The sequence below is a fragment of the Acinetobacter sp. 1000160 genome (assembly GCF_000588715.1).
Lineage (GTDB): Bacteria > Pseudomonadota > Gammaproteobacteria > Pseudomonadales > Moraxellaceae > Acinetobacter > Acinetobacter courvalinii.
On the sequence record NZ_JFWP02000011.1, the window covers coordinates 31955 to 44250 of the forward strand.

General features: G+C 42.3%; 13 protein-coding genes. 3 read left to right on the top strand and 10 right to left on the bottom strand.

What is annotated here, in order from left to right; genetic code table 11:
• Positions 1-78 precede the first annotated feature (78 nt).
• Positions 79-1332: an MFS transporter gene (locus J699_RS01920; RefSeq protein ID WP_005283422.1), complete on the top strand. Its 1254-nt coding sequence runs from the start codon at positions 79-81 to the stop codon at positions 1330-1332.
• Positions 1333-1366: 34 nt separating this feature from the next.
• On the opposite strand, the gene J699_RS01915 is transcribed toward J699_RS01920, so the two are convergent.
• From J699_RS01915 to thrS, 6 genes are all read right to left on the bottom strand, one after another.
• Positions 1367-1792 (bottom strand): YqaA family protein, encoded by a 426-nt coding sequence (locus tag J699_RS01915; RefSeq protein WP_009509780.1) that lies wholly within the window; start codon positions 1790-1792, stop codon positions 1367-1369.
• Positions 1793-1855: 63 nt separating this feature from the next.
• Positions 1856-2710, bottom strand: coding sequence for an arylamine N-acetyltransferase family protein (locus tag J699_RS01910; RefSeq protein ID WP_032871145.1), 855 nt, complete (start codon positions 2708-2710; stop codon positions 1856-1858).
• A 148-nt stretch (positions 2711-2858) separates the two neighbouring features.
• Positions 2859-3479, bottom strand: a complete 621-nt coding sequence (locus tag J699_RS01905; protein WP_005228758.1) for a glutathione S-transferase N-terminal domain-containing protein — start codon at positions 3477-3479, stop codon at positions 2859-2861.
• Between the two features lie 111 nt (positions 3480-3590).
• Positions 3591-3926, bottom strand: a complete 336-nt coding sequence (locus J699_RS01900) for a hypothetical protein (RefSeq protein ID WP_032871143.1) — start codon at positions 3924-3926, stop codon at positions 3591-3593.
• Between the two features lie 157 nt (positions 3927-4083).
• Entirely contained in the window at positions 4084-4635 is a 552-nt protein-coding gene (infC, locus tag J699_RS01895; protein WP_079281829.1) for a translation initiation factor IF-3, read from the bottom strand.
• A gap of 5 nt (positions 4636-4640) precedes the next feature.
• Complete coding sequence (thrS, locus tag J699_RS01890; protein WP_032882976.1) at positions 4641-6563, bottom strand: threonine--tRNA ligase; 1923 nt, start codon at positions 6561-6563, stop codon at positions 4641-4643.
• Between the two features lie 264 nt (positions 6564-6827).
• Between thrS and J699_RS01885 the strand changes: the two genes are divergently transcribed.
• A complete protein-coding gene (locus J699_RS01885) occupies positions 6828-8471 on the top strand; it encodes an acyl-CoA synthetase (RefSeq protein WP_032871141.1) in 1644 nt (547 codons plus the stop codon).
• Positions 8472-8635: 164 nt separating this feature from the next.
• Positions 8636-9706, top strand: a complete 1071-nt coding sequence (locus tag J699_RS01880) for a hypothetical protein (RefSeq protein WP_032871138.1) — start codon at positions 8636-8638, stop codon at positions 9704-9706.
• 67 nt (positions 9707-9773) lie between these two features.
• On the opposite strand, the gene yjgA is transcribed toward J699_RS01880, so the two are convergent.
• Genes yjgA through panC form a run of 4 tightly spaced genes read right to left on the bottom strand, consistent with a single transcriptional unit; the run spans position 9774 to position 12296 of the window.
• Positions 9774-10310: a ribosome biogenesis factor YjgA gene (gene yjgA / locus J699_RS01875; protein ID WP_032871135.1), complete on the bottom strand. Its 537-nt coding sequence runs from the start codon at positions 10308-10310 to the stop codon at positions 9774-9776.
• A 2-nt stretch (positions 10311-10312) separates the two neighbouring features.
• Positions 10313-10582: an HPr family phosphocarrier protein gene (locus tag J699_RS01870; RefSeq protein ID WP_004804467.1), complete on the bottom strand. Its 270-nt coding sequence runs from the start codon at positions 10580-10582 to the stop codon at positions 10313-10315.
• Entirely contained in the window at positions 10579-11430 is an 852-nt protein-coding gene (rapZ, locus tag J699_RS01865; protein WP_005228753.1) for an RNase adapter RapZ, read from the bottom strand. The genes J699_RS01870 and rapZ overlap by 4 nt, the downstream gene beginning before the upstream one ends.
• 20 nt (positions 11431-11450) lie before the next feature.
• On the bottom strand, positions 11451-12296 hold the full coding sequence (gene panC / locus J699_RS01860) for a pantoate--beta-alanine ligase (RefSeq protein WP_032871131.1): 846 nt from the start codon (positions 12294-12296) through the stop codon (positions 11451-11453).

Here is a 12296-nt window from a genome sequence, read left to right on the forward strand (position 1 = left end):
TAATTAATTCTCAAATTATGAGAAACATACACAAAATCAGCGCCTATAATAGAGTCAAATTCTTAAATACCCATCCATATGAATATACAGAATGATGCTTTCGCCGCCTTGCGGTATCGGGATTTCTCTATCGTGACTGTTAATCAGTTCTGCTTGACACTGGCTATCCTGATTCAGGAAATCATCGTTGCCTATTCACTGTATCAGATTACCCGTGATCCGCTTACGCTCGGCTTTATTGGTCTGGCAGAAGCAATCCCCTTCATTACCTTGTCTTTATGGGGCGGTTATTTTGCAGATAAACTGAATAAACAGAGCATCATGAAAGTCTGTTTGTTCTTTTCTATTCCCCTGCCGTTAGTACTTTGGGCACTGTTCCATTTACATGGTTTAGAAAAAATTGGCATCACCACACTCTCTTGGGGCATTTATGCCGTCATTTTCGCCTTGGGTACCATTCGTGGCTTTTACAATCCCTCCGCAACGTCACTCAAGCCTTTTCTGATTCCACGTGAACTGTATGCCAATGGCGCAACCTGGACCACGATTGGCTGGCAAAGCGGAGTGATTATTGGCCCCATGCTCGGTGGGTTTATGCTGGCTTTTTTAGGTCGTGAAACCAGTCTGTTTGCTGTATCTGCATTATTGGCTGTTTGCTTCATTTTAATTAACTGCCTAGCGAAGCGAACTTTTCCGAAAATGGAAACCGAGAATGTGCTGCAAAGCCTGACCGATGGTTTCCGTTTTATCTGGAAAACCAAGATTGTGTTATGGGCCATCTCACTGGATCTGGTCTCGGTACTATTTGGCGGTGTGATTGCGCTATTGCCGATTTTTGCGGAAGAGATTTTAAAAGTTGGCCCTGAAGGCTTAGGCTACTTACGTGCGGCTCCTTCTATCGGTGCGCTGATCACCATGATTGTGCTGACCAAGTTCCCACCAATGCACCACGCCTGGCGCAATATGCTGTTAGCTGTGGCAGGTTTTGGTATTTTTACCATTCTGTTCGCCTTCTCGAACAATATGTGGCTGTCACTCTTTGCCCTCGCAATGACCGGTGCCTGTGACAGTGTTTCGGTTGTGGTTCGTCAAACCGTGCTGCAAATCTTCCCCCCTGAAAATATGCGAGGTCGTGTCGCTGCTGTGAATGGGATGTTTGTTTCTTCAAGCAATGAACTGGGCGCATTTGAATCCGGTCTGGCAGCCAAATATCTCGGCACCATCACCGCCACCATTTTTGGTGGTTGTATGACCCTTGCCGTGGTGAGTTATTGCTGGTTTAAAACCAGTGATTTATTCAAAGTCGATATTACTAAAGGTTCAGATCAATAGAGCTGAGAGGAAGCATTTGCCTTCCTCCTTATTTTTAAAAGATGCCAACATACAAAGCATATAAAGTTAAATAACGCCCACCTTTGGCGATTGTGACAATCACGAAGAATCGCCAAAAGTTTTCTTTCATCAAGCCTGCAATCAGGGTAATCGGATCTCCAATCACAGGGGTCCAACTCAGCAACAGTGAATAGAAACCATATTTATGATAAATCTGCTGGGCTTGTTGCAAGCGCTGCTCAGAAACAGGAAACCACTTTTTATCTTTAAAGTGTTCGATTTTCAGGCCAAGCCACCAGTTCACACAGGAACCTAATACATTACCAATGGTCGCAACCAAAATTAGATAAAACGGATTGGATAAACCTTGTACCAACAAGGTCATTAGTACCGCTTCAGACTGTAAGGGCAATAAAGTCGCTGCACCAAAAGCCGAGAGAAATAATAAAAAATAAGACATTAATTTAAAGGGATCACTCAATATCAATCAAAGCATAGCAGCCTACAGTACTATAAGCTGAAATTATTGAGTTAGTGCGAGTTTTTCCCAAATAGCCTGTAATTGCTCATCACTGATATTCATTTGAAAAACGGTCTTAATGGTGCGTTCAAATTCATCAAAATTGCTTAACTCTTTTTTATTAGAATCCCCTTTGCCATGCGTTCTTAAGACCCGATCTTTTAACGTGATGCGCATTTCGCTATTGGCAGTCGATAGCATTAAGTGCTGAGTAAATAAGGATTCTGGTGAGGTCGAAATGTAGTAGTTTGCGACCTGTGCATCAGCATATGCAATCTGCTGTTCTGGGTTAATCGCATAGACATTGACCCATTGATCATGAATACAGACTTGCAGCATATATTTCATTTCTGTCAGTACAGTCGTATCCAAACCACTCTGGGCAACTTCAACAAACCTAAAAGGCTCTAATGATGTCTGCTGTGTTTCACCAATTTGGTCAAGCGTTAAAACCATCATTGGTGTCATACCGCCAAACCCGGGATCATATAAAAACAATTGCTGATCAATATGCACCAATGTGACCAAATGAGTCCGTACTGGCGTACGACTAGGTGTGCCTTGGTAATAAACCCGTCCCAGTACGTTATAAGTCTCATATCCCAGTTCGGTTAACGCAATTCTGGTTAAGGTGCTATGCTCTAGACAATACCCCCCTTGATCATTTCTCAATAATTTCTGAACAAGTTGATCAGATTCCAAAGAAACCTCTCCCCCTAAAAAAGAAGAAAAATTAGCAAAAGGAATTTTCTGCACATGCAGACTTAATAAGGTTTTTAAATGAAGCAAAGTGGGTGAAAAATCACCTTCAAAACCAAGTTTTTCTAGATACTGGGCAGATATTTTCGAAGTCGTCATTTTTATATATTTTTTAAATTTACAAAAGAGAAGGCTTAGTCTAATTCAGATATAAACTAGACATCATCATTCTTATATGACATAAACCCAGTTTTCCCAAGGATTCTCAAAACAGACAGTCCTTGGGCATAACAAAGTTGTTCAGTTCTCACCCCACCTTGATCGACAAGGCTTTCTGTATTGCAGGGCGAGCGGTTAAGCGTTCAATATAATCTTTTACATACGGATAATCTTCAAGTTGAATGCCCTGCCATTCATAACGTAATGCCCAAGGCAAGATCGCCATATCTGCAATGGAATATTCGCCTGCCACGAACTTCTGTCCGATCAACTGTTTGTTTAAGACATTGTAAAGACGTTTGGTTTCATTCACATAACGGTCAATGGCATAGGGAATTTTTTCAGCCGCAAACTTATTGAAATGATGATTCTGTCCCAGCATTGGCCCAAAGCCACCCATTTGCCACATCAACCATTGTTCAACTTCAACCCGCTCCTGCTCGTCAGTTGGATAAAATAATCCAGTTTTTCTACCTAAATATTGCAAGATCGCGCCCGACTCAAATACAGAAATCGGTTCGCCACGTGGGCCATTCTGGTCAACAATTGCAGGGATTTTATTATTTGGAGAGATTCTCAGAAAATCTGGCTGAAACTGGTCGTTTTCAAGAATATTGATGGGAAAAATTTGATATTCCAGCTGCATTTCTTCTAAGGCAATTGTTATTTTATGTCCATTGGGCGTACCCCAGTAGTATAAGTCAATCATTTATGTTGTCCTGTTTGATCGTTATCTTGACTGTTGTTGCGTTATAGCACACTTGGCTTATCTTGATCAGTACATCAGCACGAAAAGAAACAATCGTGCCATGTTTTAAAGCTAACGATCAGACAATTCGTTTTGCTTTTGCTGGAATTCCCGAGCCCTTTCACCAACAAATTTTCGCCCCGCATTTGTGCCATTAATCCACTCTTCTACCGAAAACAGATCGAACATACCGACTTTAAATAACGTTGGGACCGCCAAGGCCAGCTCTTCTTCAATCGCCCCACGCACACCTGCATTATAAAGATTGATATTGTGTAGCATGGTTGCCACGGTACCTGTCTGGACACGGCTACCATCTTTCAGCTTCACTTGTGGCAGAACCTCTCCCTCCTGTACCACTTTTTGATTAACTTCCGAGAGTTCTTGAGTACCTTTAATTGTAGACATGAATTTTTCCAGTTTTTATATCGTGTAATTATCAAGCAATCTTATCATATCCAGTTTTTACACTGGGGAATGAGACTAAGCAGATTTTTAACAAACCATTGCCGATTCAGACATAAAAAAGCACCGCCTGTCGCGGTGCTTTTTTATCAAGAAAAAATTACTTTTTCTTTTTCGGACCAAGTAACATGCCCATCTGACGGCCTTCCATCTTCGGCGCTTGTTCAACAACACCAAACTCAGCAACGTCAGCTTCAATTTTTTGTAATTGAGCCAAACCAAGCTGTTGATGTGCCATCTCACGACCACGGAAACGCAAGGTAATTTTCACTTTGTTTCCTTCTTCAAGGAAACGTAAAATTGCACGCAATTTTACCTGATAATCACCTACATCCGTCGCAGGACGTAACTTGATTTCTTTCACTTGCACTTGATGCTGTTTTTTCTTCGCATCTTTTTGCTTTTGTTTCAAGTCAAATAAGTGCTTGTTGTAGTCCATGATTTTACAAACAGGCGGTTCTGCATTAGCAACAATCTCAACAAGGTCAAGATTGGCTTCTTCTGCAGCACGCAATGCTTCATTTAATGAAACAACACCTTTTTGCTCCCCATCTGCAGCGACGAGGCGTACTTCTTTCGCACGGATCTCATCGTTGATTGCAGGACGGTTACTTTTAGCACCTTGTTGTTGGTTACGGTCAGGCTGTTTAATCTTTATTACTCCACAATGTACCGGCCACGTTCGGCAACGGCAGATTTCACTAAGTCAATAAATGCATCTACTGACATAGTACCTAAATTTTTTCCTGAGCGAGTACGCACATTAACTGTACCTTCTTCAACTTCTCGGTCACCAAGAACTAGAAGGTAAGGAATACGCTCTAGGGTACGCTCACGAATCTTAAATCCGATTTTTTCATTTCTCAAGTCGGAAATAGCACGAAGGCCATTTTCTTTGAGTTTTGCGACCACCTGTTCACTTGCTTCTGCTTGTGAATCAGTAATGTTCATGACACACGCTTGAATTGGTGTAAGCCACGGTGGCATGAAACCCGCATAGTGTTCAATTAGTATACCAATAAAACGCTCAAAACTGCCAAGAATTGCACGATGCAGCATCACAGGTTGGTCACGCTCATTGTCTTCTGTCACATAAGAAGCATCTAAACGGATCGGCAAGTTGAAGTCACATTGAATGGTACCGCACTGCCAGATACGGCCTAAGCAGTCTTTCAATGAAAATTCAATTTTCGGACCATAGAAGGCACCTTCACCAGGTTGCAAGTCCCATGCCAAGCCAGCATCATCAAGCGCATCTGCCAAAGATTTTTCCGCCAGATCCCAAAGTGCATCATCACCCACACGTTTTTCTGGACGTGTAGAGAGCTTCATTTGTACGTCTTCAAAACCGAAGTCTTTATAAACGTCTAAAGTCAGCTTAATAAAATCTGCAACTTCTTTACCAATCTGTTCTTTGGTACAGAAAATATGGGCATCATCCTGGGTAAAGCCACGAACACGCATAATACCGTGTAAAGAACCTGATGGCTCGTTACGGTGACAAGAACCAAACTCAGCTAAACGGATTGGTAAATCACGGTAAGATTTCAAACCCTGGTTAAAGACCTGTACGTGACATGGGCAGTTCATTGGCTTCACTGCATAGTTACGACTTTCCGAATGAGTCGTAAACATGTTTTCAGCATAGTTTGCCGCATGACCAGACTTTTCCCAAAGCGTAAAATCTACGATTTGCGGTGTCTTGATTTCCTGATAACCATTGTCTTGCTGAACTTTACGCATGTATTGTTCAAGCACTTGATAAATGGTCCAGCCGTTCGGATGCCAGAACACCATACCTGGTGCTTCTTCTTGCATATGGAACAAATCTAGCGCTTTACCAATTTTACGGTGATCACGCTTTTCAGCTTCTTCAATACGTTTGATATAAGCCGCTAACTGTTTTTTGTCAGCCCAGGCTGTACCGTAAATACGTTGTAATTGTTCATTTTTCGCATCACCACGCCAGTATGCACCAGAGATTTTAGTGAGCTTGAATGATTTTAAGAATTTGGTATTCGGTACGTGTGGACCACGGCACATATCTAAATAATCTTGATGGTAGTACAAGCCCATTTGAGTTTCATTCGGCATGTCTGCAATCAAGCGTAACTTATATTCTTCGCCACGTGCTGTGAATTCTGCAATCACATCTTCACGCGGTGTCATCTTTTTAACAACGTCATAGTCCTGATCGATGAGCTTTTTCATGCGCTCTTCGATTCCAGCCATATCATCCAGGGTAAATGGACGTGGCATCCAGATGTCGTAGTAGAAACCTTCTTCGATCACAGGACCGATCACCATTTTCGCTTCCGGGAACAACTGCTTAACCGCATGTCCGACCAGATGCGCACAAGAGTGACGAATGATTTCTAAACCTTCTTCATCTTTCGGGGTAATAATCTGAACTGTCGCATCTTCTGTGATTAAATCACAAGCATCCACCAAGCGATCATTGATACGGCCAGCAACTGTATTTTTTGCAAGACCCGGACCAATGCTCTGAGCAAGTTCCATCACGGAAATTGGCTGATCAAACTGTTTCTGATCACCATTTGGTAAAGTAATGATTGGCATATAAAAAATCCTTAAGGAGTGATGCCCTATACGAAGGAGCATATCACCGCGAGATTATGTATTGAGGCGAGGCCTCAAAAGATAAAAAACGGCGGATAAAAAAGTATCCAAGATTTTACACGGGTTTAGCTGTGGATGAAACCTTTGGACCAGAAAAACCCGATATCTCTTACGATTCCCCTCCGACTAAAGCCTAAATGATTTAGACTCGACGACAGAATAGTTTAGTCAATAATGAAAACAACATAAAATGGAGCAATACACATGGTCAGTGCATACGACGAATTACCACGAACAGCTGCCAATTTTGTAGCCCTGTCCCCGTTACGTTATTTAGAACGTGCAGCTTATATTTACCCACATCAAGCTGCAATTATTCATGGCGAACGTCAAATCACATGGCAACACACCTATCAACGCTGCCGCCAGTTTGCACATCAACTGGCAAAACTGGGAATTCAAAAAAACGATACTGTGTCCGTGTTGCTTCCCAATATTCCTGCCATGATCGAAGCACATTTTGCCGTGCCAATGGCGGGTGCCGTACTCAATACCTTAAATACCCGCCTTGACGCCAAAACCATTGCCTTTATGCTGGAACATGCTGAATCCAAGGTACTGCTGGTTGATCCTGAATTTCGTGAAGTCACGGCAGAAGCACTTAAACTGGTGCCGCAAGAGATCGTGGTGATTGATGTATTTGATTCCGAGTTTGAAGGCGAGCAGATTGCCATCGGACAATATGAATATGAGTCATGGCTTGCTCAAGGAAATCCTGAATTTGAATGGTTACTGCCGCAAGATGAATGGGATGCGATCAGCCTCAACTATACCTCAGGCACCACGGGCAATCCTAAAGGCGTGGTCTATCATCACCGTGGTGCTTACCTGAATGCGGCCAGCAACATTCTGGCCTGCGGCATGAAACCGCGTGCAGTCTATTTGTGGACCCTGCCGTTGTTTCATTGCAATGGCTGGTGCTTTGCCTGGTCCATTGCGGCCAGTGGCGGGACCAATATCTGTCTGCGTCGCGTCGATCCTGTCCTGATTTTTAAATATATTGCGCAATATAAAGTTGATTACTTCTGTGGCGCACCAATTGTACTGTCCATGCTGATTAACGCTCCTTCAGAACAGCGAACTTCATTTGATCATCATGTCGAAGTCATGGTGGCTGGCGCTGCTCCACCCGTGGCGATTATTGAAGGGATGCATCATCTCGGCATCAATGTAAATCACGTTTATGGTCTGACTGAAACCTATGGTCCTTCGGCCTTATGCGCCTCACAGGCAGGCTGGAATGATTTATCCATTCAGGAACAAGCACAATTGCATTCACGTCAAGGTGTGCCGTATCCCTTACAGGACAGTATGCGGGTACTTGATCCAGAAACCATGCAACCAGTTCCCAATGATGGACAAACCATGGGTGAAATCATGTTTCGTGGCAATATTGTCATGAAAGGCTATTTAAAGAATCCAGAAGCCACGCAGGAAGCCTTTAAAGGCGGCTGGTTCCATACCGGAGATCTGGCGGTGAGCCATCCCGACGGTTATGCCAAGATCACAGATCGCTCAAAAGATATTATCATTTCAGGCGGAGAGAATATTTCATCGCTCGAAGTGGAAGATGTACTCTACCGCCACCCTGCTGTATTGACTGCTGCAGTCGTGGCAAAACCGGATCAACGCTGGCAGGAAGTGCCTTGTGCCTTTATTGAACTCAAACAGGGAGCAACCACAACCCCTGAAGAGATTATTGCGCATTGCCAGCAACAACTGGCCCGCTTTAAAGTTCCAAAAGATGTGGTGATCGCCGAGATTCCAAAAACCTCGACCGGAAAATTGCAGAAATTTATTTTAAGGGAATGGGCAAAACAACGAGCCACTGGCGAATTCGGAAATTAATACAAGAGATAAAAAAAGAAGTTTCCGAGGAAACTTCTTTTTTTATCATTTTATTTTGTATTGTCATATATACCAGTTAAACATTAAAAAAAACCTAAATCACATTGTTCAATAATCACACATATTTATGCTATATTCACTTTTTAACTTTATAATTTTATATAATGAAATCATTCCAATTTAATCCGATTACTCTATCAGTCTATTTATTATTAACAGCATCTCTTACCGCCTGTGGGGGTGGTTCATCTGATACTAGTACTCACCCAACATCATTCACTTCTAATACCACCTCAACGCTTACCTGTGTCAATGGCATTCCCAAGAACCTTAACACACAAGGAACCGGTATTTTTAATGAAGAATGGTTTTCTTTAGAAGAAGGTAATTATGATGAAGAGCAGCCCGTGGTTCTTTATTCAAATAAAATCATTGATGGAATCTTATATCAGAATACAACCAACTTAATTAAAAATGCTTCAATTAATAGCGATATTGATGATCTAGATAATTACGTATTAACGCCAAATACATTTACAACCGCGTTTCAATACAAAAAAACGAGTTCAGGTTTTCCTCTTGGCTACGCTATTTCGCAAAGTGAACAAACTCTACAGATTAACCGTTTTAATGACACATGCAGTATTCACTCCGAACAGCAAGTTAATCAGCATTTTAAGAAAATTGATATTTCAGGTAAAACAGTGAGTGATTTATTTAAATATTATGAATACCCGCAAACAGCCCCTGCTGAACGCTATATCAGTTCAGGCGTTGTTTATACTCTGGAAAATGCCAATAAAGATGCATTAAAGAAATTACTCAATGACCAGACCAAATTTCCAGCGGGTTCAACACTAAGCTACATTGATCAGCAAACTTCTACAGCCCCAGAAATTTTCTTTTCCAAATCAGATCAAACTGATTTTAGAAGTTTAGAAGAGTTTAAGAAGGCTACCGTCATTCCTAAAGGCTACCAGTGGAAAGATGATATTTTTTCAAACCATAAGGTCACTTATCTGGTCAATGCTACAACAGGGCAACGCACCACACTGACAGATGCTTATGCCGGAGTTCAGTTAGATGGAAAAATCTATCAGGCGTATCTGATTGCAGAAGGTAATCTAGCGCAAGATCTAAAACAGTTGCCTGATGAAAGTATGGACATGTCTGAAACGTTCTTCAATAAAACTGCAGTACAAACCATCGCAGATGCCCTCAACCGTGTACTTTAAAGATTAATCTTTATATTAAATAAAAAAACCTCGCAAGCGAGGTTTTTTTATTTAGGTAGGCTTTTAATTATCCTTGTTCAGATAACAGCGCGACCTGTTGAACATAATTGACGAACTTACGTTTCGAGGCTTCAAGCTCTTCTTCACTCACTTGCTGCTTGATATCACGATGAATACGTAATACATGCTGACGCAAAGTATGGCGTTCAGAAGCGTTAAATACTTTACTAAACTCATTAATAATTGGGTCGCCTTGATCAATCATACGATCAACCCAACGCATCAATTGCATTTGTTTTTTAGCGCCTTGTTGCGGTGTAAGATAAGATAAAATTGTGCTCTCATCTTCATTACGCAATAACTTACCAACGCGTTGGAACTGACGACGACGCGCTTCAAATGAGCTAATTTTCTGCACTTCAAGCAAGGCATCAATTAAACGCTCATCGACAGGAAGTTTTTGAATCTGCTTTGGATTCAGTTGAGCCAACTGCTCACCCAAAGCGGCCATGCGCTGAACTGCCTTTTTTTGCTCAGTTCGACTCGCACGCCCTTCTAATGATTCAAAATCTTCATCTGTATAACGTTGGGGACCACGTGCCACTATTACTCTGCCTCGTAAAATTTTGCTGCGAACAGCGTTTGAATTTCTTCCAGTGCCTTGTCTTCATCAGCACCCTCAATCACCAGTCTTAATGTGGTGCCTTTACCTGCACCCAACATCAACAATGACATAATATTTTTTGCATCAACTAACTTATCGCCCTTACCAATCTGGATAGAAGAACGGAATTTTGTCGTCACTTCAATCAGTTTACCAGATGCGCGAGCGTGTAAGCCGAGTTTATTAATTACATCAATTGTTGTGTCTATCATGACCAGTGCTTCATTTCTCTATGTAAGATTTGGACAGCCCATTTTGCCTCAAGGGCCTGTTTGAGTCTATCCACGATATAAACCGAACGATGCTGCCCGCCCGTACATCCCACGGAAATGGTCATGTAATGGCGATGTCCTTCAGCAAAAGCGGGTAACCACTTATCAAGAAAGCCATAAATATCTTCAAACATTTCATTGGTTTGTTGACTGCCTTCTAAAAAGCGGCGCACAGGTTCATCTAAACCTGAAAAACGGCGTAATTCTAAGTCCCAATGTGGATTTGGTAAATGGCGTACGTCAAATACATAATCCGCGTCGAGTGGAATACCGTGCTTATAGCCAAAAGACTGTAAAATTACAATTAAGTTATCCGACTGCCCCAGTTTAGACAATAGGATATGTTTTAAATCATGGACGCTTTTATCCGTGGTATCAATATGGACGGTAGAACGAAACTGAATCGGAATCAGCAGTTGCTTCTCTTCCTGAATACATTGCAACAGGCTATTGAAGCGGCTGGCCAACGGATGCGGTCGACGTGATGCACTAAAACGTGCAATCAAATCCTGATCCTGTGTGGTCAGATAAATAATATCCACCGAACCATGGCGTTGTAATTGCTCAAACACATGGTCGAACTCTTGCATATCGGCACGGGTACTGCGGATGTCTACGCCCAGTGCCAACTGTTCAAGATTATTCTCGTGATCCAATTTCGCCACAATTTCAGGCAATAATGCCAAAGGTAAGTTATCTATACAATAATAGCCCAAGTCTTCAAGCACTTGTAATGCAGATGATTTGCCTGAGCCTGATTGTCCTGTCACGATAAGAATACGCTTCATGGCATTTTGCCCTTCATTTTTTATGTTTTAAAGTCAACTTGTAGATTATCAATCAAACGGGTTGCACCCAGTTTTGCAGCAACAAAAACAACAAGGTCCTGATCAAATTGCGCAATTGGTTGCAGGTTGGTCTGACGAGCTTCCACATAATCCACAACAAAGCCAGCCTGTGTCAATTGTGTCGAGATATTTGCTAACACTTGGTTGAGTGCCTGCCCTTCACGTAACTGCTGTTCAGCCTGTTTGAGCGATTGATAAATGGTGGGTGCAATTGCCCGTTGCTCTTCGGTTAAATAACCATTACGAGAACTTAAAGCCAAACCATCTTCGGCCCGTACAATCGGCACGCCAATCACTTCAAGCGGCATGTTCAGGTCTTGTACCAGCTGACGAATGACGGCCAGTTGCTGATAGTCCTTTTGCCCGAAGAAAGCAAAATCAGGCTGTACAATATTGAACAGCTTGGTCACCACAACTGCAACGCCATCAAAATGACCTGGACGTGATTTTCCACACAGGTCATCGGTAATCTGACCCACACTGATATTGGTCAAACGCGGCTGTGTCCCGTACATTTGCTCAACAGTGGGTGCAAAAATAATATCGCAGCCCACATCCGCCAATAAGCGGCTGTCTTGCTCTAGAGTACGTGGATAACTATCAAAATCCTCGCCTGCACCAAACTGGATTGGATTGACGAAAATACTGACCACCACCACATCACACAGTTTTTTTGCTTCACGCACCAAGGTCAAATGACCTTCATGCAGATTGCCCATGGTCGGTACAAAACCAATCAGTTTCTTTGAACTACGCGCAGGAGAAAGTGACGCAGTTAAGCCTTGTATCGTTGTTTCAGTTTTCAT